This window comes from Paenibacillus sp. JT22N15, assembly GCF_059383755.1.
In genome coordinates, this window is record NZ_JBXENV010000016.1 from 1 (window position 1) to 21,578 (window position 21,578).

Here is a 21,578-nt window from a genome sequence, read left to right on the forward strand (position 1 = left end):
TCTTCATTGTATCGTTGCCGTTGTTCTCCCACTCGCGGACACCTCTTCTTTTTCGTTACGTCTATTATTAGGCGTTCCTTAACGCTGTGTCCACTTTTTATTCTAGTTACACCCTGTCCGCGCAGCAGTCGAAAACATGAAAATTGCTGAAATAGCGGAATGTCAGTCCTTTAAAATGGAGAATATTCGAGCTGAGCTGACTGAGCGCACTAGTATGCTGCTCTTGTTCGCCCACCGTGTTTCTCACCCTAACTATACGCGAATAAAAATAGAGTTGGCAAATCGCTCATTCATACGAAATCGCCGCGCTCCTAATGATTAAGGGCGCGGCGATTGCTTAGTTAGGCCAGTATAGAGCGCGTGTTGCGCAGCACAGCTTTCATGAAAGGAGAATCTACAGGGACGCTGCCCATAATTTTAATTTTCCGTTTCTGCACGTCGAGACTTTTCATTTGATTGGTCAGGACAACTCCAGAGAAGGCAAGACCGCCAGGCAACGCGACTTCAAACGGATATTCTTTAATTTGGCTCGTAATGGGACACACAACTGCAAAGCCGGTTAGTTCGTTAAAATCAGCCTCGGACAACACAAGAGCTGGTATTCTCCCAGCCTGCTCATGACCAGCTTGGGGATCAAAATCCAGCCATATTAAATCGCCGCGCTGGGGGATAGGTATCGTCAAATGAGCTCGTCTCCTTCAATGCCAACATCGAATTCCTCATGCCGTGGGGAAGCGGGCTGGATTTTAGCAAGGAGTTGCTTTAAATGAGTGCGCAGCTCTTCATTCGTTTCTTGCTGTTGTTTCATAGGACGCAGCAGCAATTCATTTTCAGGAGTAATGACCAATTCGATTTCAGCGCCCTCCTCCAAATTCAGACGTTTAAGAAGCTGATTCGGAATCCGGACAGCACTGCTGTTTCCCCATTTACTAAGCGTTACAGTCGTCATTGGGCTCATATCCTCTCTCTTCTGGTCTTTCAAGTATACTTCACCCCTTTTATCATGTATATACTTAGGATATACATCTTCCGACAATCGGATACTCGATGACCGAAGGAAAGGCACCTAAATCCCATTATTATATCTCCTTGCTATAATAGTATAATGATTACTACTGAATAGGATACGAAACAGGGAAAGAGGGATTGGATGCTTATTATTTTTCAACTCGAAACGGTTCGTAGGCTTGGCTATCGACTTGAGGTGCAACAATGATCAAATCATTATATACACGCGTAGTCCTAATATTCCTAGTCTCCGTGATCGGGAGCACGATCATTGCTTTTTTAGCAGCCACTTGGCTATTTGAAGATCAATTGAACGAAAACTCGCAAATTCTTTTGCGTAATTTTGGACATGACATCGCCTCGATCTACGAGACCATTCCGTCGCGTGAAGCGGACGCGTTAGTTAGTAAAATGAAGCAGCTCAATTCCTATCATATTCGAATTTATGAAGCAACGGATCGATTCCAGTCTTTTGGAGCGCTGGGCGGACATAAGCCTGCTGCTATAATAACGGAGCAAGTAAAAAAGGTATTAGCTGGAGAAACGGTTCAAGGCAATAAGGAAGGTGTTACGGTTGCCTACATTGGATTTCCGTTGAACACAGATATGGGGACGAAAGCGATGTTTGTGGAGACGCTCTCCCCTCCGTCCACCTCATTTGTCATAAAATGGGGATTAACGATTGCAGCCTATTCGTTAATTACAGGAAGCTTGTTTGTTCTAATTGCCTCGATCTTCATCATAAGCCCGATTAACAAGCTGACAAAAGCGACCAGGCGGATAGCGGCTGGAGACTTCAACGTCAAGCTGAATATTAAGCAAACGGGTGAATTAGGCACTTTGGCTCGCAGCTTCGAAGAAATGATGCATGATCTGCAGCGGCTGGAGCAGATGCGCAGGGAATTCGTAACGAACGTATCGCATGAGGTACAGTCGCCGCTCACCTCGATATCCGGCTATGCGATAGCGCTCAAGCAAGAAGGCATCGGAGCTAGCGAGCGCAGCCGTTATCTCGATATTATTATTAATGAAGCCAAGCGGATGTCCAAGATGAGCGATAGTTTGCTCAAGCTAAGCATGCTCGAATCACAGTCACAGCAGTTGCAACTCGTAACGCTCAGACTTGATGAACAGATTAGGCGAGTCATCGTCGGGATTCAGCCGCAATGGTCGGCGCGGAACATCCATTTTGAGCTTAATTTGAAGCCAGCTATGCTAACGGCTGATCACGATCAGCTAAATCAGGTATGGATCAATATCATTGGCAATAGCATCAAATTTTCCAACGATGGCGGCATGATTACAGTCAGCATCGAGCAAGACATCAAACATTTGACCGTCCGAATATCAGACGAGGGCATTGGTATTTCACTAGAGGACCAGAAGCGTATATTCGAGCGTTTCTTTAAGGCAGATCGCTCTCACAGCCGAAAATATGAAGGCAGCGGTATGGGTCTGGCCATCGTTAAGCAGATTATTTCGCTTCATCAAGGCGATATTCGAGTGGAAAGCGAACCGGGTCTGGGAACGACCTTCATCATCACCTTGCCCGTCACAATGCTGGCTGAATAAGAGGCTTATCCATCATTATCTCATAGCGGTCCCCTCGCTTCTCCCCATGCCTGCGTCATCAGGTACAAGCCTCCTGCCTATGATGACGCAGGTTTTTTTGCGTGTTCATATTCCGTTCATCCTGCCGGCATATAGAGTACATTTTCATCGTGTAAGCTTTCCCTATCGGCCCTTAAGGGCGCCCAGTAGAGAGATGACGATAGGAGAAGATGCAAGTGGAAATACGAGAGGTAAACAAGATGGAGCTGGATACAACAACAAATAAAAAGCCAGCCAGCAGTTTGAAAAAATGGCTTCGCAGGTTGCTTAAAGTAATAGCGGCCATAGGAATAGCAATCGTCGTTTTTATAGCCGTCGTTTTTTTCGTGAATTTGTTCAGCAGCAAATCAGAGCAAGCGAAATTATTGCCTTATGGCCAGTCGGTAGCTGTAGATGGGAAATATATGAATGTATCGACCCATGGACAAGGAGAAGAAACGATCGTGCTCCTGCCAGGTTATGGCACAGCAGCGCCAGCACTTGATTTTAAGCCGCTAATCGAACAACTGTCACCGTATTACAAAGTCGTCGTAGTTGAGCCATTTGGTTATGGATTAAGCGATCTGACCGACAAAGAACGAAGCACAGAAAATATAGTAAGTGAAATTCATGAAGCGCTGCAAAGTCTCCATATTGACCGTTACATTTTAATGGGCCACTCCATTTCAGGATTATACAGCTTAGATTATGTGAACAAATATCCAAGCGAAGTGAGCGCATTTGTCGGACTCGACAGCAGTGTCCCAACGCTCAAAGAGCAGAAGATAGGATCTTCCATATTAAAGACGCTTAGCCTGCTCAGAGAATCAGGTTTCGCCAGATTGCAATTGAAATTAGGCGATGACCCTTATGCTGAATTGCCATATGATGATCAAACCAAAGAGCAACTGAAAATCATGATTCGCAAAAACATTTATAATTCCAGTCAATTAAATGAAGCCGGAAGTATGTATGCTAATTTTGAAGCAGCAGAACAATTAACCTTCCCAAAAGCTCTTCCCGTTATTTTCTTTATCCAAGCCAATCATCCAGTAACGGATAGATGGATACCCGAGCATGAGAAGCAAATCAAGGATTCTGTTCATGGGAAAATAGTGTTATTTGAAGCAGACCACTATTTATATCGTACTCATTCGGCAGAAATCGTTGAAAACCTCAGGATGTTTATGGATCAAATAAAACAAGACAAATAGACGATTTTTGCGTCTTATGTTACAATCTGCTGCGAATTGTCCTGTTTTGCGCCGGGGCGCTGCACGATTTTCACCGAACGGCTTTGCACGAGTAAAATATAGCCAACATCAAAAAGGAAAATAAGGACATACATGAACATCAGCAGCAGGGAATCCGGGTAGAGCTTGTAGCTGAGCACGGAGGCGCATAGGGTGCCGAGCATTTTCGCCCAGGCAATAAAACGGGACTGCCCTAGCAAGTCCTTCTGGAACAGCATTTGAATAAACAATATGGACATCATCAAATTGATGCCAAAGGCGGTATATTTGCCCTCCGGGTCATGGAATTCGACCGAGACGCCATAATGCAGCAAGAAGGCGGTAGCGAGCAGAGAGCCTACGATGACGGCAATTTTTTTCGGTGAATAGTCATTGCGGGTGTAATACAAAAATTGCAGCAAAATGATAATGTCGAGCGCGAACCAGACGATTGTAATGATTTGCTGAAGCGGGTTGAAGGGAATGAGAAAGCCAAACAGCAGCTCCCACGTCAGGTTGGCACAGAGCGCAGCCAAAGGCATGCCGCACGTCCTGTCCTTAAAGCCTTGATAAATAATAAGCAGATAGGTGATTGTCCAAAAAAACGCCATTCCGAGCAGCAGCAGCAGGTCCATCAAGCCTTATCGCATCCTTTCCAAAAACGGTTGTTATAAAAACGTATGTTGGCGGCTGCTCGTCTATGTCTTATGTTAAAATAGAAGACAACGAAGCTGGCCGGGTGCCGCTGGGCACATATACAGCCAGAGCAAGGAAAGAAGGAAGAGCGTATGGCAATTTATGAAATTGAAGAGGATGAGTGGCTGCGTCTGGCGCGAATCGGCAATGGGAAGGATGCGCTGCTGTTCTCCAGCCCTTTCTGCGGAACGTGCAAGGTAGCCGAGCGGATGCTGGACATCGTTCAGGCAGCGGAAGTGCCGACGACGATGTATAAAATTAACATCAATTACGCGCCCAAGCTGCGCGAGGCTTGGAAAATTACGAGCGTTCCCTGCCTAGTGCTGGTGAAGGACGGCGAGCCCCAGCGGTTCGAATACGCGATGCGCTCTGTCGATTATCTTTACAAGCTGCTGAAAGAGGATGAGTAGCTATATATACTTTATAAAAATGGCACATCGGAGCATGCTCCGATGTGCCGTTTTTTGAATATAGGAAAGGATATGATTTTCTCGTAATGATACGCGCTGTGCCGCCAAAGGACGGCGACAGCCGTTTCATCTTGTTTTTTTACCTGAAAAAAGCAGACATCGACCTGAAATAAACAACGGTAGGAAAAAATCCAGCTCTCCATTACGATGAAGGAGAATAAGGCGGGTATACTAGAATTATTTAGAAGGTGCTTTGCAGGGAGGATGGGGAAAATGCTGAAAGCGGTTGTATTTGATGACGAATATATTGTCCGCCAAGGGCTGAGCCAAATGATCGACTGGCAGCGTTATGGCGTCGAGCTGGTAGGAACGGCGGGAGACGGCTTATCGGCACTAGAGATGTTTCGCGAACAGCGGCCGGACATTGTGCTGACGGATATTCGGATGCCGGGCATGGACGGACTGAGGCTCATTGAGACGGTGGCAGGCGAAGCAGGGGATACGATGTTTATTGTGTTCAGCGGCTTTAATGAATTTGAATATGTGATGCGGGCGATTGGGCTTGGCGTTGTTGATTATTTGGAGAAGCCGGTTACGGTAGAGAAAATAGATGAAGTGATGCGCAAAGCAATCGAGCGAATTGAGAAGCAGCAAGCATTCAGCTCCATGAAATCCAAATGGGAGGCGTCGAAGCAGGAGCTGCTGGAGAAAGCGACGCTGAACTTGCTGTTAGCGGGCGATAGTGCGCTAGGCAAATGGAAGGAAAGCTATGGCCCGGAGTGGGAAGCGATTGCGGGCATTACGGTGCTCGCTTTTTCCTCGGAATGTGTAGAGCTGCCAGAAAGTGCCGCTTATCAAATCGTTGAGGTGACGAATGGGGCAGACCGGCTGTCGGCGGTGCTTCATTTCAAGCTGCCCGCAGACGAGCTGTGGGAGCAGCTTATGCTGCAGGGCGGAGACTGTGAGCTGTTCGCAGCAGGAGGAACCTATGCAACGCTAGCAGAAGCGCCAAAAAGCTGCAAGGAAGCGCTGCGGGCGCTGCGCTACGGCCGGTTTTTGGAGGAAAGCGGCTTGATCCGCATTGAGGAAATGGAAGGCAGCGATGAGCTGGCAGACCATTTGACGAAGCATGAGGAGTCGGTCATTTTCTCCTTGCGCACGGGGGACAAGAAGGGGCTGCTGGCTGCGTTGGACGAATTCGAGGTGTCGGTTGGGGAGCAGAAGCTGGACCCGGAGCAGGCGGAGCGCGAAATTTTACAGCTCGTTTATGTGGGCCTTGAGGTGCTGAAGGAGACGGGGCGGGACATTCGCTCTCTCGGCAAGGTCGCGCATCAGGAGCTTGGCGTCATGCATACGCGCGAGGAAATGTTCCGCTGGCTCAGGGGCAAGGTGGAGGCGATGCTGACGGCCGTTACCGAAGCTAGGCGCTCCGCGAAGCATGCGGCGGTCGAGAAGGCGCTTGCCTATATGGAGGCTCGCTTTGGGCAGGACATTTCCTTGCAGGAGCTGGCGGAGCATGTTGGCCTGAATGCGACGTATTTCAGCCTGCTTTTCAAAGAAGAGATGGGCATCTCCTATATTAAGCATTTGACTCACGAACGGATGGAGCGTGCAAAGGTGATGCTGCGAGAAGGGATGCTCGTCGGGGAAGTCAGCGAGAAGGTCGGTTATCTCAACTACAGGCATTTTACGGAAACGTTCAAAAAGCTCATAGGCATGACGCCTAAGCATTACCGGGAAGCCTACTCGATCGAGCGTAAGGAAGATGGCCATGCCTAAAAAACGGCTAGTAGAATGGCTGCGGTTCAAAAAAATCCGAAGCCGGTTTTTGGCGGCAATGATTCTGCTCATCGTGCCTTCGATTATGCTGCTCGGCTACATTTCCTTCAATATTACGAAGGACACGCTGACGGATATGAATGAAAAAACGAATTTGGACCATTTGCGTACGTCCAGCGAGGTGGCCGACCTATTATTTCGAAATATTAACAATTTTCATCTATCTATTGTTGTCAACGATGCCATTCGGCAGAGCCTGCGCAGCAGCGGAGAAAATCCGGGCAGCCAGCCCGATACGGTGAACAGCACAACCTCCTCGCGGCTCAAAGGCTTAATCAGCAGCAGCTTTGCTGATACGCGTTATGTAACCTCGGTCTGTCTGCTTGATCTAAAGCTTCACACCTACTGCTTTGGCCGCTCCGATGATGCGGGCGTGTATGAAGGAAGCGATAAAATAGCCAAGATTACAAGCTCGGACTGGTACAAGAGAGCGTATGAGAGCAAGGGAAAGGTTGTTTATTATCCGTCAGATATTTTTGACGATACGAATAAGTCCTTTTCTACCGTGAAGCTGTTTCGCGATGCGGAGGACCCGAGCGGCCAGCCGATCGGCATTCTCGTCGTCAATGTATCCAAGACGATTTTTGATAAAGTGTTCGGGGGCAGCAAGGAGAACGGCTCCTTCATGGTGCTCAGCGAGGGGACTGGCTCGACAAAAGCAGTATACAGCCATAATGATACTGTTCCGCTTGCTGGCGGGACCATCTCGGAAACGCTGGACCACTTGAAGGATGAAGGCTTTCTGGTCAATCCTTATTATAATCAGACGACAAGCTGGACGCTGGTCCATCTCGTCGAATCGAAGGAGCTGCTAAAGCATACCCAATACATTGGCCTGGCGACGACGCTTATTGCCGCGGCTTTCGCGGTGACAGCGCTGATCCTATCCTTTTTTATATCGGGAACCATCACAAGGCCGCTGCTGCGGCTGAAAAAAATGATGAACGACTGGACGCTTGGCAAGCGCGATTTTCCGGCGGAATTTGCCCAGGATGAGGTCGGTGTCATCGGTGAAACGTTCAAGCGCATTGCCCGCGAAAATGAGGAGCTGAATGCGCGGCTCATCAACTCGGAGCTGAAGGAGCGGGAGGCGGAGCTTAGGGCGCTGCAATCGCAAATTAAGCCGCATTTTTTGTATAACACGCTGGATTCGATCTATTGGATGGCGATTTTGCAAAATAATAAAGAGGTCGCCCAAATGGCGGTATCTCTCTCCGAAAGCTTCAAGCTCAGCTTGAACAAGGGCAAGGAGACGATTCTCGTATACAACGAATTGAAGCATATCGAGCATTATTTGAACATCCAAAACATTCGGTTCAACAACCGCTTCCACTATATCGAGGAGGTGGAGGAGACGATCAAGGGGCTGGAGATCATGAAGCTGCTGCTGCAGCCGCTGGTCGAAAACGCCATTTACCATGGTTTGGAGCCGAAGGTCGGAAAAGGAACGATCCGTTTGACGGGTGGAACTGACGGGCCGTATTTGATTTTCACGGTCGAGGATGACGGGGTGGGGATGGCGGATATGGCCCAGACAGAGCAGGGCTACGGCATGCGCAACGTTAAGGAACGGCTGTCGCTGTCTTATGGGGAAGGCAGCTCGCTGACTGTCTGGAGCCGAGAAGGAGAGGGCACCCGTGTGACCCTGCGCTTCAACCCATCGAACCTACCTAAAAAAAACCGACACTCACCTGAAAAATGAAGCGCTTTCATAAAGGTCGTTTCCTCTCTACAATAAGGGTATAGAAAGCTACTTATACAGCATCAGCGACAACGAACGAGGGGGAACGAAACATGAAGAACATGAAGCTTAAATCGCTCGCAATGACAGCAACCGCACTTGTGCTTACCGGAACGCTAGCGGCATGTGGCGGAAGCAATTCGGGCGGCAATACCGGTACGGATACGGCGGCGGGCGGCACAGGCGGCAATACAGAGAAGAAGGTAACGCTCTCGCTGCTGGTTGATAATACGCAGGATTCGGTCAATTTGGCGAATGCTTATGTCGACGCTTTCCAGAAGAAATATCCGAACATTACAGTTGAGATGGAAACAAGGCCGGGCGGCGGCGAAGGCGACAATATTGTAAAGACTCGTCTGGCGACAGGCGATATGACGGATGTATTCTTTTATAACTCGGGCTCCTTGATGCAGGCATTGTCTCCAGAGAAAAACATGCTGGACCTGACGAATGAAGCATTCCAGTCGGGCGTCGTGGACTCCTTCAAGCAGACGGTTTCCTTCAATGGAAAAGTGTATGGCGTGCCGACATCTTCCACGATTGCTGGAGGCTGGTTCTATAATAAGAAAATTTATGCTGACCTTGGACTGAAGGTGCCTATTACTTGGGATGAGCTGATTGCCAATAACGAGAAAATTAAAGCGGCAGGTATTTCCCCGGTTATAGGCTCCTACAAGGACTCGTGGACCTCGCAGCTCGTTGTGCTGGCCGATTATTACAATGTACAGGCACAGGTACCGTCATTTGCGGAAGATTTTACCGCTCATAAGGCAACTTTCGCAGGCACGCCTGCAGCGTTGAGAGGCTTCGAGAAGCTGCAGGAGCTGTATGATAAAGGCTTTATGAACAAGGATATGCTGGCGACAACCTATGATGCAGGCCTCAAAATGCTTGCCGATGGCAAGGGCGCACATTATCCAATGCTATCGTTCGCATCACCATCGCTTGTGCAGAACTTCCCGGATGAAATCGAAAATATCGGCTTTTTCGCCCAGCCTGGCGACGATGCCTCGAAAAACGGTTTGAGCATCTGGATGCCAGGGGCGAGTTACATTTATAAGGAAACTAAAAATGTAGAGGCAGCCAAGCAATTTGTGGCCTTCATCGCTTCTGTAGAAGGGACACAGGTTGCGGCAGCTGTCTCGAAGCCAACCGGCCCGTATCTGATCAAGGATGCGACGATTCCGGACGATGTGCCTACGCTGGTGAAAGACATGCTGCCGTATTTCGAATCGGGCAAAACGGCGCCAGCGCTGGAGTTCGTTTCCCCAGTTAAAGGACCAAGCCTGGAGCAAATTACCGTCGAGGTTGGCGCAGGCATTAAGAAGGCAGCGGAAGGCGCGGCTGCTTACGATAAAGATGTGGAGAAGCAAGCGAAACAGCTTGGACTGGCGGGCTGGTAATTTTCAACTTAAGTAGTAGTAAAAAATAGATAGATAAGCTCGGCCCTGCTTGCAGGGCCGCTTTACTTCAAAATATACGCTTGACTGTGTAGGAGTGATAACGATGAACAATATATTTAAACGAACCTACTCCTATTGGTTCCTGCTGCCAGCAGCCATTATTTATTTTATTATTTTCATCCTGCCGACGATTATGTCCTTCTTCTTCAGTATGACGAGATGGACGCTGTCGGATTGGGAGTTTATCGGGTTTGAAAATTTTATTACATTTTTTCAGGAGCAGTCCTTAAGCATTGGTTTTAAAAATACACTGATCTATGCGGTCGTTACTTGTACGCTCAAGGTTGCACTGGGACTGCTGCTAGGCGTATTGCTAACCTCGAAAATTCGGACCAAAAGCTACTTGCGGTCTGTCATATTTTTCCCTACCTTGGTGAGCACGATTGCTGTCGGTATTGCCTTCAGCATGATGATGCACCCGACGCAAGGCGTCATTAATACAGCGCTTGCCGCCATCGGCATTGAAGGTCCGGATTGGCTCGGTGATACGAGAATCGCGCTGCTGTCGGTCGCCATGGTCGATGTGTGGAAAGGCTTAGGCTTCGCGACTGTCATTTACATTGCCGGGATTTTGTCGATCCCCGCGGAATATTATGAAGCCTTGCAAATCGACGGCGGCAACAACTGGCATAAGTTCTGGAACATTATTGTGCCGCTGAGCCGTCCAGCTACGAACTCCGTTATTATTTTGGCCTTCATCGGCGGTCTGCGCTCCTTCGATCTGGTATGGGCGATGACCAAGGGCGGCCCGGGCTTCACGACCGACTTGATTGCGTCGATCATTTACAAGCAATATCAAGGCGGCTTCTATGGCCTCGCTACTGCGGGCAATGTGATTTTGTTCCTCGTTGTGACAGCGCTTGCCTTCCCGCTCTATACGTATTTGAACCGCAAGGAGGTAGACCTGTGAGAAAGATCAGACAATGGGGCTTTGAGATTGGTGCCGTCTTGTTTACGATTGTCGTGTTCTGGATTCCGTTCTACTTCATACTGGTCAATTCGGGCAAGGACGCGAAAGAGTCTTCGCTGCTCACGATGTCATGGGCCTCCAATAGCCAATATTGGGAAAATATTAAAACCGTCGTTGTGGCCCGCGATTTTATGCTGATTCGCGCCTTCATCAACAGTACGGTGCTGACGGTGGCCTCCATCGCTATTTTGATCGTACTGTGCGCCATGGCAGGCTATGTGCTGCAGCGCCGGACAGGAAAGCTGTCGCCACTGTTCAACTTCTTGATTCTTGCCGGGCTTATCATTCCGCCGGCCATCGTGCCGACGATCTGGGTCATGGACGGGATTGGCCTGTTCAAAACGCTGATCGGTCTTATATTGATCGAAGTCGCGCTGGGCTTTCCATTCGCAGTTCTGCTTTATAAAGGCTTCATGAGCGGCATTCCGCGTGAAGTGGATGAGGCGGCCGTTATTGACGGCGCTGGCGGCCTTCGGCTGTTCTTTGGTATTATTTTGCCGCTGCTCCAGCCTGTAACGGCAACGGTAGTCGTATTGTCCTCGGTTACCATCTTCAATGATTTCACGAACCCGCTTTATTTTCTGCCGGGCTCGGACAATGTCACGGTGCAGCTGACGCTCTATAACTTCCAGAGCCAGTATGTGACGCAATACAATCTGCTGTTCACGAACATATTGCTGATTACGATTCCGCCGCTGCTGCTGTTTATTATTTTTAACAAGCGTATTGTAGCGGGCATGACAGCTGGTTCGGTTAAAGGTTAGTGTCTCATTCATAAATCCAGTAAAAAGGGGATAGCTACATGTTAAATGTTCATTCCGCAAGCTGTGAATATAGAGGTGCTCTGCTTGGCACAGACCTCACAAAGCCGCGATTCAGCTGGATGCTGGAAGCAGCAGAACGCAGAGGAGTCCGCCAGGCCGCTTATCAGCTGCAAGTAGCCGAGGCATCAAGCGGCTTTGAGACAAGCCTTTGGGATACGGGGCGGATCGAACAGGAGCAATCGCTTCATATTGTATATGGCGGTCCTGCGCTTGCAGCCCGTACTGCTTATCGCTTCCGGGTTAGAGTATGGGATACGGCAGGAGAAGAGTCGCCTTGGAGCGAGGAGGGCACCTTCGAGCTGGCCCTTGCTGGCGGGGCAGACTGGCAGGCGAAATGGATTACACCGGATACGTCTTCTATTGCTGCAGATGCGGCCCCAGCCTATTTGCTGCGCCACACCTTTCAGGTGAAAGCGGGGGGCATTTCGTCCGCCCGAGTGTATGCGACCGCGCTTGGCGTGTATGAGCTGTACCTGAACGGCGGCAAGGTGTCGGATGATTTGCTCGCTCCAGGCTGGACCAGCTATCACAGCCGTGTGCAATATCAGACCTATGATGTGACGGCGGAGCTGAAAGAAGGCGCAAATGGCATTGGCTTTATGCTGGGCGACGGCTGGTACCGCGGCGGACTGGGCTTTGATGACAAAAATTATATGTACGGCGACAATCGTGCCGCGCTGCTGGAGCTGCATATCCGTTATGCGGATGGCACGGAAGAGGTCGTAGCGACGGACAGCTCGTGGCAGGCGGCGCTTGGCGCGATTCAATACGCGAATATCTATCACGGTGAAACGTATGATGCGCGCTTGGAAATCGAGGGCTGGAGCGAAGCAGATGGTGGAGTGAACGGATCGGAAGCTCATAGCGATGATAAGCAGGCAGCTGGCGGATGGTCGGGTGTGCAAGTGCTGGATCTGCCATACAGTCAGCTAGTAGCACAAGAAAACTGGCCGACGAACGTCACCGAAATCATCAAGCCGATCTCCTCGTTTATTACCCCGGCAGGCGATCATGTGCTGGATCTGGGACAAAATATCGTTGGACGCATGAGATTTACCGTTGAAGCGCCGGAAGGAACACAAATCGTTCTGCGCCATGCAGAGGTACTGGACAAGGACGGCAACATATATTTTGGCAACCTGCGTCCTGCGAAACAGACGCTGACCTATATCGCGAAAGGCGACGGCATAGAAAGCTATGCGCCCCATTTCACCTTTATGGGCTTCCGCTATGTGCTGGTGCAGGGCTTCCCCGGGCAGGAAGCAGGCGCTGCGTTGCCGGCAGATGCATTCCAAGGCGAGGTTATGCACTCCGATATGCCTTCAACTGGTGAATTCGAATGCTCAGACGAGCGAATCAACAAGCTCCAGCAAAATATACGCTGGGGACAGCGCGGCAACTTCCTCGACGTGCCGACGGATTGCCCGCAGCGCGATGAGCGGCTGGGCTGGACGGGCGACGCGCAAGTATTTATTAGCACGGCCTTGTTCAACTTCCAAGGTGCACCGTTTTTTGCAAAATGGCTGCATGACCTGAAGGCGGAGCAGCATGAGGATGGCGGCATTCCTTTCGTTATTCCCGATATTGTTGGCGGAGCCAATTCGGCGGCATGGGGAGACGCTGCGGTTATTTGCCCATGGACGGTTTATCAATATTATGGCGATGAGCGGCTGCTCTCCGAGCAGTATGAAAGCATGAAGCAATGGGTGGAGTACATTCGGGCACAGGGCAGCGAAGAGTATTTGTGGAATAGCGGCTTTCATTTCGGGGATTGGCTTGCGCTCGATGCGAAGGAGAACAGCTATATTGGCGCGACGCCAACGGCATTGATTGCAACAGCCTATTATGCCTACTCCACGCGCATTGTTCGCGATGCAGCGAAGGTGCTCGGCCATGACGAGGACGCCGAGCGCTATGACGAGCTGCACACCCGCGTAATTTCCGCGTTCCGCGACGAGTTTATGACCAAGAGGGGACGGATCGCTTCGCCGACGCAAACCGCGCATATTTTGGCGCTTATGTTCGACCTGGTGGATGAAAGCGTGAAGGATCGGGTAGCGGAGGATCTAAACAACCTCATCGTCGAAAATGACTACCACCTGACGACCGGCTTTGTGGGCACGCCGTACTTATGTTTTGCCCTGTCGAACAGCGGCTATCATACGACGGCGGTTCGCCTGCTGCTGCAAGAGAGCTATCCGGGCTGGCTGTATTCGGTATCGAAAGGCGCAACGACGATTTGGGAGCATTGGGACAGCATTAAGCCGGACGGCTCGTTCTGGAGCGACGACATGAACTCGTTCAACCATTATTCCTATGGGGCGATCGGCGATTGGATGTACCGCAAGGTGGCTGGGCTAGACATGGACCCTTCGCAGCCTGCCTTCAAGCATATTCGAATCGAGCCGTTGTTAGGATCGACCATGCTGACTTATGCTAAAGCCTCCTACGACTCCGTATACGGACGGATCGAGTCGGGCTGGCGTGTAGAAGGCAGCCGTATTGAGCTTCAAGTTGTCATTCCAGCGAATACGACAGCAGATATTATTTTGCGGGGAGCGACGCTCGCTGGCACGACAGAAGGCGGGACTTCGCTTGAAAATAAAGCGGGCATCGCATCGGTGGAGGAAACCGCAGCTGGCTTGATCATCCGTGCCGGCTCGGGTACGTACCAGTTTGCCTATGAGAGTGAAGGCCTGTTCCGCTCGCAGTACAGTGCCAAGACGAAGATGAGTGAAATATGGATGGATGAGCGGGCGATTGCCATTGTGAGCCGGCATATGCCAAATCTGTTCAGCGGCGCACAGGCAAACATTGCTAAGCCGTTCTCTCTTCAGCAAATCTGCGACAATGGCATGTTCCGTATTTCCAAGGAGACGATTGACCAGGTGCTTGAGGAGCTTGCAGCGCTGTAGGTGTTGGAAGTAAGGGCATAGCCAGACAATGGGGCGTGTAAAAAGGGCATGTAAATAGGGCGTGAAAATAGAAGGAAACCGCACGGCTGCTGCCATGCGGTTTTTTCTATGCAGATAGCGATAGCGGCTGCTGCAAGCCGCATATAACCCTGAAACGAACGTTATTCGACTCCCGTGCCCAGCATCGTACGGATTGTCATTTGCTTTAATCCATGAATGTAGTCCTGCTGCCAATCTCGAATGATAAGTGCGGGTAAATGAGCCTCTGGCACATAAATAGCGCTGCGGCTTCTTACCTCCTCCAGCTCCTGCTCAGACAGATTGATGCTGCAAAAAATAAAAATATCCGGGTTCAGCGTTGCCGTGAAAATCGCAACCAAGCGGCTCATGGCATCAATCAGCTTGGCATCATCGCGTTTTTCGTTGGAACGATCGGTAAGCTCTTGAATGACCTCGCCAAAGTTCTGCTGCCCAAGGGGCAAATAAAAAACCTCGCCAGCAAAAAAGGTGTTCCCTCTGACGAGCTTTCCATTGACCATAATGCCAGCACCGGGGCCATTCATGCCGAAATACAGATAAACAAGCGATAAACTTTTGTTGTTATCCAGTTGGTCATGATAGCCGAGTACCGTGGCGTTCATATCATTTTCAATCTGGACCTGAAGCGGATAGCGGCTCTCGTAAGCGGCCTTCAAATCATAGCCGTTAAATTTCTCGTAGCTGGGAATATGAAAAACCTGGCCGTTCGTCACGCTCGCAGGAACGCCGAAGGTTAATGCGCGAATGAGCGGATATCGCTCCAAATAAACCTTCATTTGACGGTCCAGCGCTTCCGGCCCTTCATCCAAAACACCGGGCAGCCTGTCTTGCAGAAGGACCTCTCCGACATAATTCAGCAAGGTATAAATGGTGCAGTCCTTTTCCAAATACACAGCTAAGCCCGACATATGCGCTGCATTCAGCATATAAATTTGCGGCCTTCGGCCTCCGCTGGATTCCCGCAGCCCCGACAGCAAAACCTCGCCATCCGCCTTCATTTCCTCAATCGCTTTGCTCACGGTCGGGAAGGTCAGCCCTGTTATTTGAGCGATTTCGACCTTGGTCGACTCCTGCTCATAATAGAGCGCGCTGCGAATTTGCTGCCGGATCATTTCGCCCATTAATTTAGGATTCACAAATGGAAGCTTTATTTTTTCCACCCTCCTGACGGTTATAAAATGTGAGACCTACTTGGTCTTTGCCTGATCCTTCTCGCCAAGAGGTCTCGCGGCATGAGACGTCAGCCCTGCGAATACAATGCCGACAAGGACGACGATTAAGGCCATTCGCAAGCCAATTGAGTTGCCAATCATGCCAAGCAGCGGCGGCCCAACAAGGAAAGCCAAATATCCGGCTGTTGCTACAGCTCCGACCCGTGCAGCTACACCATGCGGATTGTCGCCAGCGGCGGACAAAGCGACAGGGAAGCCGAAGGCTGCGCCAAAGCCCCACAATACAACGCCGATAGAAGCGATGATGTAATTGTGACCCAAGATCACGATGAGCAGGCCGGCAATAGCGGATACAGCAGACGCTCGCAGCACAGCTACTCGGCCGAATTTATCGAGCAGCATGCCGCCAGTTGCCCGAACGATCGTCATTGCTGCTACAAATATGCCATAGACGAACGAACCTGTTGAAGCAGAAGTATCATAGCCATCGACCATAATTAAAGGAAGCCAGTCATTGGCTGAGCCTTCGGCGAAGGTCATACCCAAAATAATAATGCCGAGCAGTAAGGTGCGCGGCTCTTTCCAGATGGCAAGGCGCTCTTTAGTCGTTAGCGTAGGAGCATTCTTGTCTGTTTTACTTTCTTGTCCTGTTCCTTTAGGCACGAATCGGGACAAATAGACGATGAGCACAACTAATAAAATAAGAACAATACCCAAATGCATGATGACGGACACATGAGACTTCGTTGCTAACCAGCCCGCGACAGCGCCGATAAAGGTTCCTAAGCTGAAGGCAGCATGAAAGCCGGTCAGCAAAGACTTTTTCATTGCGCGCTCCAGCATGGTGCCCTCAACATTCATTGCCACATCACAAATGCCAAAGCCAAATCCGAAGATTGCTAACCCCACGAACACAACAGGAGCATAGGTGAAAAAGGAGCTGCCAAGAGCAATGATTGCGAGGCCTCCTGCAGCAATGAGCATCCCGTTCATCATGACGAAACGTCCGCCCTTGCTGGCAATAAAATGCCCTGCCCCAAGCAGGCCGAGGATTGAGCCAACAGACAGCCCGAAAATAATCCAGCCCATCTGGCCAGTCGAAGCGCCGAGTGTATCGCGAATGGCGGGCGTACGGGAGATCCAGGATGCCGTGGCAAAGCCGCATAAAGTGAAAATCACATAGATGGCATTACGCCATAATTCAATCTGTCTTGCGCTTAATTGTTCATTCATTAGAAGCTCCCCTTACTCGCTATCATACTTTTTAAAGATGTTTAATAACTAAGCAAGCTTATCATAACGTATCGCAGCCGTATTAAAAAGCTGTCTTTTTGCGAAAATCATATGGGATTGTGGGTTTTGCATAATAATGTCTTGTTTAGCTGTGGTTCTGACACTGAGCTAATATTTTATTGAAACCGGCTCTTTTAAATTTAAGGTTTTCCATGCAAACTGTCTTCATTTTGATTGCTGCAAGACCGATTTAACTTAATTGCCTTATATAAACGAAAATACTTATTTAATATAATTAACTCACAATAGTAAAGTCGAAAGGCTTTAACTATTCGAAAGGATGAAGACTGTTGAATAAGATGGATTCAAGCAAAGTTAGCCCAGAATTTCTACCCGGCCGAATGGATGAGGTAATTGATCAGACGATTGCTGACAAGCGTTTGGTCGGTGCTGTCATTAAAGTGGCGATAGATGGAAAAATGGTGTACAGCCGCGCTGCTGGCTTTGCCGACCGCGAGATGGACCGGCCCATGCAAGAAGATGCTTTGTTCCGCCTCGCTTCCGTTTCTAAACCTATCGTTTCAACGGCCGCCCTAGTGCTGGTGGGGCAAGGTCGCCTGCAGTTGGATGACCGCGTTGATCGTTGGCTTCCCGAGTTCCGGCCGCGTTTACAAAGCGGAGAGATAGCTGCTTTGACGATTCGACATTTGATGACGCATACCGCAGGTCTGACTTACCGCTTCTTTCAAGAAGAAAATGGTCCCTATCAACAAGCCGGGATATCAGATGGCATGGATCAGTCGGGTATTACGTTGGAAGAAAATCTGCAGCGTATTGCCTCTGTTCCGCTACTCTATACGCCAGGTACCGAGTGGAAATATTCCATCGCGACAGATGTGCTCGGAGCAGTCATTGCAAAGGTAACGGAAACAACGCTCAGCGAGGCCGTGCATTCCCTAGTGACAAAGCCGATTGGCATGAGCGACACCGATTTTATTGCAGTGGACCCAGATCGGTTGGCTAAAGCTTATACCAATGATCATCCAGAGCCGAGGCCGATACTGGATTTTGACAAAATCGGCTTTTTGGAAGGCACAGCAGGCTTTCGCCTTGCTCCAGGCCGTGCATTTGACGGTACAGCCTACCCTTCGGGAGGAGCCGGCATGGTCGGCAGCACCGGGGATTTTATGCAGCTGCTGGAAACCTTGCGTAAAGGAGGAGCGCCCCTGCTGCCGGAGGCTCTAGTTCGTGAGCTGACTACCAACCAGATTGGGGATTTGCCAATGGCTTATTGGCCAGGGCGAGGTTTCGGATTAGGCATCACGCTGCTGAGGGATCCCATTGCGGCAAATACACCGGAATCACCGGGCACATGGCGTATGGGCGGCACCTACGGACATTCTTGGTTCGTCGATCCAGAGCAGCGGCTCAGCGTCGTGGCGTTTACCAATACTGCACTGGAAGGCATGTCGGGCCAGTTTACAGTCGACCTTTGTGAAGCTGTGTATGACAGTATCAAAAAATAGCCATTCAAAGAAAGCTAGGTTAGGCGCGATTCTGGGAAATTAAAAGGAGTAAAGCAGCCCCATTGAGGCTGCTTTACTCCTTTTTGGCGGACTGGCGTTCCGCTATTCTGGCTTTTGCTTCGATTTCAGGCCGTAAGCGGACAGGAAAGCCGTTATGGCTCTCGTTATCCCGTCCCAATGGCCGTTTACCGCGCATTAGCGTCTCCTGAGTCCGCAGACTATGGCTTAACCCGTGATTCGGTGAAAATAGCGGCTGCTGAGTCCGCCAAGTCGAGGCGTTGTGCAGAAAGTAAAACCTTCGCCATGCAGCGACGTTAAAGCAGCTAGGCTGCTAATTAAATTTCATTTTTGGAAATACCATTCAAGCTTGGGGCAAAATCGGCAGCTTTGTTGCTAGTCAACGTCTGAGCTTCTTCCGTTAAGTGATCGTCGTTTTGTTGATTGTTTTTCTTATCTGCACGATTATTAGAGCGGTCCATTTTGGGATCGGCGCTATTTTTGGGCATGATATTCACCTCCATCTTTTCAAAGTGTAGTATGAGAAGTTGGATTGAATTTTATCCCAGCCCAAGTGGAACTTGAAGCATACACCGCTGCATTTTCCGCCATTTACTGAAGAAAGGCTTTAGCCAGCAATTGATACGCGTGGTGACTTGCATGTTTATCCGTAGAAGAAGCGCACTATTTTACGTTCCCCATTAGGAAACTCCATTTGCTTCTTCGAGAGAACGAATGAGAAGACTATGATCGATCGGTGAAGACATGACAATCAGTATGGTATAGGTTCCATATTTATCGCACTGATTGCCAAACTCTTCTAGCGTACGTGTGGAGTCCGTCACTACTTTTAATAAATAACTATGTTCTCCGCTTATGCGGTGGCACTCGGCAACATGGGGAGATGCATGGATAAAATCAAGAAACGCCAAGCAGTCCTTAGTCCGAAATAACATATAGGCTGCCGTATGCTTCCCAATTTTTTCGGGAGAAATGACGGTGCGGTACTCTTCGATTATTCCCTTTTCTTCCATTCTCTTCACTCGTTCCGTTACAGCAGGCTGGGACAACCCCACGCTTTTACCCAGCTCAGTCATAGAAATCCTTGCCTGGTTTTGAAGATAGAAGAGGATTTGCTTGTCTGTATGATCCACTTAGAATACACTCCTTTAAATTTAAGGCGTTTTAAATAAAACATCTTATATTCATTTGTGTATTCATCATATTTGATTTGATCTAGTATGTAAAATAAAGAATTTAAATTATATAATAAGTCACACGGGAGTAAGGTGATTCACATATGAGAAGTTGGAGAGGATGGCAAGCAATGAGTAAATACGATTTATTTGGAGGGTGCTTTCAATGACTCTTTCCCATTCCAGTAAAAATATTATCGCATTGTCCGCGATATGTTTGTCCGCGCTAATGTTCGGCCTCGAAATTTCCAGTGTGCCAGTGATACTGCCGACCCTCGAAAAGGTATTGCATGGCAATCTTAAGGATATGCAATGGATCATGAATGCCTATACTATTGCATGTGCGACGGTTCTGATGGCTGTGGGAACGCTGGCTGACCGTTATGGAAGGAAGCGCATTTTTATTATCAGCCTCGTCTTGTTCGGCATTACCTCCTTGGTTTGTGGCTTGGCCCAGAGCACATCGGTTCTAATCGTCAGTCGGTTTCTTCAAGGTGTGGGTGCTGGCGCGATGCAGATTTGCCAGATAGCCATTCTTTCGCATCGGTTTCAGGAAGGACGAGAACGCAGCAAAGCTTTTGGAGCATGGGGGATCGTGTTTGGGATCGGCCTCGGCTTTGGACCCATCATCGGAGGGATGATTGTGGTCGTATTGAACTGGCATTGGGTTTTCCTAGTCCACGTCCCGCTGACCATTCTCACTTTGATTCTTGTCTTTGGCGGTGTCGAGGAGTCGCGTGATCCGCAAGCGAAAAAGCTGGACATGATTGGCATCGTCACGCTTTCGCTCGCGGTTTTTGGCCTTGCCTATTTTATCACACAAGGATCTGAACTAGGCTTTACCAGTCTAACCTCCATCATCATCCTTGCTGCAGCGGCAACAAGCTTTATCGTTTTTCTTTTTGCGGAAAAGCTCAGCGCTCATCCGATGTTCGACTTTTCCGTATTTAAGATACGTAATTTTTCCGGTGCTCTCCTTGGATCCATCGGCATGAATTTTAGCTTCTGGCCGTTCATGATCTATCTGCCAATCTATTTTCAGAGCGGCCTTGGCTATGGCATTGTAGCCGCCGGGTTATCCCTCTTGGCGTATGCTCTTCCCACTCTGGTGATCCCGCCCTTGGCAGAGCGCCTTTCGCTTCGCTATCAGCCTCGTATAGTTATCCCATTGGGTCTGTTCATCATTGGGCTGGGCTTTATTTTGATGAAATATGGCAGTGGAGGCGATCACGCCAGCTGGCTGACCATGCTTCCAGGCTCTCTGTTGGCTGGGATTGGGCTGGGCTTGACCAATACGCCTGTGACCAACACGACGACTGGCTCCGTTCCGATTACCCGTGCAGGCATGGCTTCAGGTATAGACATGAGTGCGAGATTAATCAGTCTAGCCATCAATATCGCCGTGATGGGATTCATTTTACAGGAAGGGATACGGTCTTATTTGAAGGGAACCCTTCTTGGGAATCTCAATACAACGCAATTACGGGATTTAGCCGAGAAAATAGCCGCCGGAAACTTTGCATCTCTCAAGCAGGGTTTGCCAGAGCTAACTGCTCTGGACGCGTCCGGAGCAGTGGTCCATGCAGCACTTGTGCACGGCTTTGGCTTGGTGATGCTCTATGGTGGCCTTGGCGTGTGGGTTTTGGCCGCGATTAGTTTTATAATCTTCGGCTCCAAGAAAGCATCGGCGCAGCATTAAACGGTCATTGATTTGGTGACGCATCCTG

General features: G+C 49.5%; 18 protein-coding genes. 11 read left to right on the plus strand and 7 right to left on the minus strand.

Features of this window, described 5'->3' with window-relative positions:
- Positions 1-341 precede the first annotated feature (341 nt).
- A complete protein-coding gene (locus AC50X8_RS26125) occupies positions 342-677 on the minus strand; it encodes a type II toxin-antitoxin system PemK/MazF family toxin (RefSeq protein ID WP_056033054.1) in 336 nt (111 codons plus the stop codon).
- Positions 678-679: 2 nt separating this feature from the next.
- Entirely contained in the window at positions 680-982 is a 303-nt protein-coding gene (locus AC50X8_RS26130; protein WP_235533080.1) for an AbrB/MazE/SpoVT family DNA-binding domain-containing protein, read from the minus strand.
- A 230-nt stretch (positions 983-1,212) separates the two neighbouring features.
- Between AC50X8_RS26130 and AC50X8_RS26135 the strand changes: the two genes are divergently transcribed.
- Both AC50X8_RS26135 and AC50X8_RS26140 read left to right on the plus strand, forming a co-directional pair.
- The gene (locus AC50X8_RS26135) at positions 1,213-2,580 is read left to right on the plus strand and encodes a sensor histidine kinase (RefSeq protein ID WP_494863642.1); all 1,368 of its coding nucleotides are present in this window, start codon (positions 1,213-1,215) and stop codon (positions 2,578-2,580) included.
- A gap of 209 nt (positions 2,581-2,789) precedes the next feature.
- Positions 2,790-3,812, plus strand: coding sequence for an alpha/beta fold hydrolase (locus tag AC50X8_RS26140; RefSeq protein ID WP_494882419.1), 1,023 nt, complete (start codon positions 2,790-2,792; stop codon positions 3,810-3,812).
- Positions 3,813-3,826: 14 nt separating this feature from the next.
- Here AC50X8_RS26140 and AC50X8_RS26145 read toward each other — a convergent pair whose 3' ends face one another.
- Entirely contained in the window at positions 3,827-4,465 is a 639-nt protein-coding gene (locus tag AC50X8_RS26145; RefSeq protein ID WP_494882666.1) for a transmembrane-type terpene cyclase, read from the minus strand.
- A 153-nt stretch (positions 4,466-4,618) separates the two neighbouring features.
- Between AC50X8_RS26145 and AC50X8_RS26150 the strand changes: the two genes are divergently transcribed.
- The 7 genes from AC50X8_RS26150 to AC50X8_RS26180 all read left to right on the plus strand — a co-directional run bounded on the left by AC50X8_RS26150 (position 4,619) and on the right by AC50X8_RS26180 (position 14,688).
- Entirely contained in the window at positions 4,619-4,936 is a 318-nt protein-coding gene (locus tag AC50X8_RS26150; RefSeq protein WP_056032253.1) for a thioredoxin family protein, read from the plus strand.
- Between the two features lie 273 nt (positions 4,937-5,209).
- A complete protein-coding gene (locus AC50X8_RS26155) occupies positions 5,210-6,715 on the plus strand; it encodes a response regulator (protein ID WP_494863648.1) in 1,506 nt (501 codons plus the stop codon).
- The gene (locus AC50X8_RS26160; protein WP_494882421.1) at positions 6,708-8,477 is read left to right on the plus strand and encodes a cache domain-containing sensor histidine kinase; all 1,770 of its coding nucleotides are present in this window, start codon (positions 6,708-6,710) and stop codon (positions 8,475-8,477) included. The genes AC50X8_RS26155 and AC50X8_RS26160 overlap by 8 nt, the downstream gene beginning before the upstream one ends.
- Before the next feature lie 92 nt (positions 8,478-8,569).
- On the plus strand, positions 8,570-9,919 hold the full coding sequence (locus AC50X8_RS26165; protein WP_056032245.1) for an ABC transporter substrate-binding protein: 1,350 nt from the start codon (positions 8,570-8,572) through the stop codon (positions 9,917-9,919).
- A 103-nt stretch (positions 9,920-10,022) separates the two neighbouring features.
- Complete coding sequence (locus tag AC50X8_RS26170) at positions 10,023-10,889, plus strand: carbohydrate ABC transporter permease (protein ID WP_494863657.1); 867 nt, start codon at positions 10,023-10,025, stop codon at positions 10,887-10,889.
- Entirely contained in the window at positions 10,886-11,713 is an 828-nt protein-coding gene (locus tag AC50X8_RS26175) for a carbohydrate ABC transporter permease (RefSeq protein WP_056032237.1), read from the plus strand. The genes AC50X8_RS26170 and AC50X8_RS26175 overlap by 4 nt, the downstream gene beginning before the upstream one ends.
- A 38-nt stretch (positions 11,714-11,751) precedes the next feature.
- Complete coding sequence (locus tag AC50X8_RS26180) at positions 11,752-14,688, plus strand: family 78 glycoside hydrolase catalytic domain (RefSeq protein WP_494882423.1); 2,937 nt, start codon at positions 11,752-11,754, stop codon at positions 14,686-14,688.
- A gap of 161 nt (positions 14,689-14,849) precedes the next feature.
- Here the strand turns inward: AC50X8_RS26180 and AC50X8_RS26185 are convergent, their stop codons facing one another.
- Entirely contained in the window at positions 14,850-15,887 is a 1,038-nt protein-coding gene (locus tag AC50X8_RS26185) for an ROK family protein (RefSeq protein WP_056032226.1), read from the minus strand.
- 27 nt (positions 15,888-15,914) lie between these two features.
- Positions 15,915-17,132: an MFS transporter gene (locus AC50X8_RS26190; RefSeq protein WP_494882425.1), complete on the minus strand. Its 1,218-nt coding sequence runs from the start codon at positions 17,130-17,132 to the stop codon at positions 15,915-15,917.
- A 359-nt stretch (positions 17,133-17,491) separates the two neighbouring features.
- On the opposite strand from AC50X8_RS26190, the gene AC50X8_RS26195 reads away from it, so the two are divergent.
- Positions 17,492-18,658 carry a serine hydrolase domain-containing protein gene (locus tag AC50X8_RS26195; protein ID WP_494882427.1) on the plus strand — a complete coding sequence of 389 codons (1,167 nt, stop codon included), beginning with the start codon at positions 17,492-17,494 and terminating at the stop codon, positions 18,656-18,658.
- Between the two features lie 335 nt (positions 18,659-18,993).
- On the opposite strand, the gene AC50X8_RS26200 is transcribed toward AC50X8_RS26195, so the two are convergent.
- Positions 18,994-19,164: a hypothetical protein gene (locus AC50X8_RS26200; RefSeq protein ID WP_155972888.1), complete on the minus strand. Its 171-nt coding sequence runs from the start codon at positions 19,162-19,164 to the stop codon at positions 18,994-18,996.
- 192 nt (positions 19,165-19,356) lie between these two features.
- Positions 19,357-19,809, minus strand: a complete 453-nt coding sequence (locus AC50X8_RS26205; protein WP_056032219.1) for an Lrp/AsnC family transcriptional regulator — start codon at positions 19,807-19,809, stop codon at positions 19,357-19,359.
- Between the two features lie 208 nt (positions 19,810-20,017).
- Here AC50X8_RS26205 and AC50X8_RS26210 point away from each other — a divergent pair, with 208 nt between their 5' ends.
- Entirely contained in the window at positions 20,018-21,550 is a 1,533-nt protein-coding gene (locus AC50X8_RS26210) for an MFS transporter (RefSeq protein WP_494863667.1), read from the plus strand.
- Positions 21,551-21,578 lie beyond the last annotated feature (28 nt).

What these genes read in the sequence shown, in the direction of transcription:
- AC50X8_RS26135 (WP_494863642.1), top strand. Translation starts at nt 1,213, where the DNA reads ATGATCAAATCATTATATACACGCGTAGTCCTAATATTCCTAGTCTCC.
- AC50X8_RS26140 (WP_494882419.1), top strand. Translation starts at nt 2,790, where the DNA reads ATGCAAGTGGAAATACGAGAGGTAAACAAGATGGAGCTGGATACAACA.
- AC50X8_RS26145 (WP_494882666.1), bottom strand. Translation starts at nt 4,465, where the DNA reads ATGGACCTGCTGCTGCTGCTCGGAATGGCGTTTTTTTGGACAATCACC.
- AC50X8_RS26150 (WP_056032253.1), top strand. Translation starts at nt 4,619, where the DNA reads ATGGCAATTTATGAAATTGAAGAGGATGAGTGGCTGCGTCTGGCGCGA.
- AC50X8_RS26155 (WP_494863648.1), top strand. Translation starts at nt 5,210, where the DNA reads ATGCTGAAAGCGGTTGTATTTGATGACGAATATATTGTCCGCCAAGGG.
- AC50X8_RS26160 (WP_494882421.1), top strand. Translation starts at nt 6,708, where the DNA reads ATGCCTAAAAAACGGCTAGTAGAATGGCTGCGGTTCAAAAAAATCCGA.
- AC50X8_RS26165 (WP_056032245.1), top strand. Translation starts at nt 8,570, where the DNA reads ATGAAGAACATGAAGCTTAAATCGCTCGCAATGACAGCAACCGCACTT.
- AC50X8_RS26170 (WP_494863657.1), top strand. Translation starts at nt 10,023, where the DNA reads ATGAACAATATATTTAAACGAACCTACTCCTATTGGTTCCTGCTGCCA.
- AC50X8_RS26180 (WP_494882423.1), top strand. Translation starts at nt 11,752, where the DNA reads ATGTTAAATGTTCATTCCGCAAGCTGTGAATATAGAGGTGCTCTGCTT.
- AC50X8_RS26190 (WP_494882425.1), bottom strand. Translation starts at nt 17,132, where the DNA reads ATGAATGAACAATTAAGCGCAAGACAGATTGAATTATGGCGTAATGCC.
- AC50X8_RS26195 (WP_494882427.1), top strand. Translation starts at nt 17,492, where the DNA reads ATGGATTCAAGCAAAGTTAGCCCAGAATTTCTACCCGGCCGAATGGAT.
- AC50X8_RS26200 (WP_155972888.1), bottom strand. Translation starts at nt 19,164, where the DNA reads ATGCCCAAAAATAGCGCCGATCCCAAAATGGACCGCTCTAATAATCGT.
- AC50X8_RS26210 (WP_494863667.1), top strand. Translation starts at nt 20,018, where the DNA reads ATGACTCTTTCCCATTCCAGTAAAAATATTATCGCATTGTCCGCGATA.